Origin of the sequence: Micromonospora sp. NPDC049799 (genome assembly GCF_040656655.1) — a bacterium.
Taxonomy (GTDB): Bacteria; Actinomycetota; Actinomycetes; order Mycobacteriales; family Micromonosporaceae; genus Micromonospora.
The window spans coordinates 1-1,218 of sequence record NZ_JBFAMU010000875.1; the positions used below are offsets into that span (position 1 = coordinate 1).

General features: G+C 76.2%; 1 protein-coding gene. It reads right to left on the minus strand.

The annotated features are described in order from the left end of the window. Positions 1-199: 199 nt before the first annotated feature. Positions 200-1,132, minus strand: a complete 933-nt coding sequence (locus AB0I76_RS30285) for a sugar phosphate isomerase/epimerase family protein (protein WP_357042668.1) — start codon at positions 1,130-1,132, stop codon at positions 200-202. Positions 1,133-1,218 lie beyond the last annotated feature (86 nt).

Genomic DNA, 1,218 nt, shown 5'->3' on the forward strand with positions numbered 1-1,218 from the left:
GTCGGCGGTCCAGCCGGGCAGCTCGGGCAGCTCGTCCCGGCCGCAGCGCCGACCGGCGGCGGCGAATGAGCCGGTGACCGTCGCGGGCTCGGCCGTCACCCGGCGCAGGGCCGTGTCCAGCCAGTCGGGATCGGGTACGCCCCGAAGGGCCTCCCGCAGTCGATCCGGTGTCATCGGATTCTCCTCCCTCGTGTGCTGTTCAGTGGGGTGCGGCGGTCCCGTCCTCGGCGTCGGCGGCGTTGGTGGCGTCGGCGGCGCGCAGGAAGTCCAGGGAGCGGGCGGCGACAGCGGGGGCGGCGTGCGAGTGCCGGGGCAGCTCCACCGCGACCAGGCCGCGGTAGCCGACCTCGCGCAGCGCGCGCAGCACCGGCGGGAAGTCGATCTCGCCGGTGCCGAACTCCAGGTGCTCGTGGACACCCCGCCGCATGTCGTCGATCTGCACGTTCACCAGGTGTCCGGCCACCTCGCGCACGCAGTCGGCCACCGGCCGGGGCTCCAGACAGCGACAGTGTCCGATGTCGAGGGTAATGCCGAGATGCGCCGGCGCGCCGAGCGCGGCGTGCAGGCGACGCCAGCCCGCGATGTCCTCGACCAGCATTCCCGGTTCCGGCTCGAAGCCGAGCGTCACGCCGGCCGCGTCGGCGGCGTCGACCACGGTCGCGCAACCGGCCACCAGCCGGTCCCAGGCGACCGCCGGCGGGACCGCCTCGGGGCGTACGCCGGCCCAGAAGGAGACAGCCTCCGCACCGAGGTCGGCGCCCACCCGTGCGGCCCGGCGCAGGAAGTCGATCCGCAGGGCCGAGTCGTCGTGCAGCAGCGTCGGGGCGTGCTTGTGCCACGGGTCGAGCAGGTACCGGGCGCCGGTCTCCACCACCACGCCGAGACCGAGCGCGTCCAACCGGCGCGCCACGGCGGCGACCCGCCCGGCCAGCCCGGGGGCGAACGGGTCGAGGTGGTCGTGGTCCAGCGTGAGCGCCACCCCGGCGTAGCCCAGCTCGGCGATGACCGCCAGCGCGTCGTCCAGCCGGTGGTTGGCGAAGCCGTTCGTGCCGTACCCGAACCGCAGCCCGCCCTCGCCGGACCGGCCCTCGCCAGCGGCCGAGGCGGGCGCGGCGTGGCCTGGGACGATCATGTCGGGGAGACCTTCCGGGCCAGCCGGCGGGCCAACGGCGCCGCCGCCGCGACCGCCACGCCGAGCAGACCGGCGCCGGCGCGGGC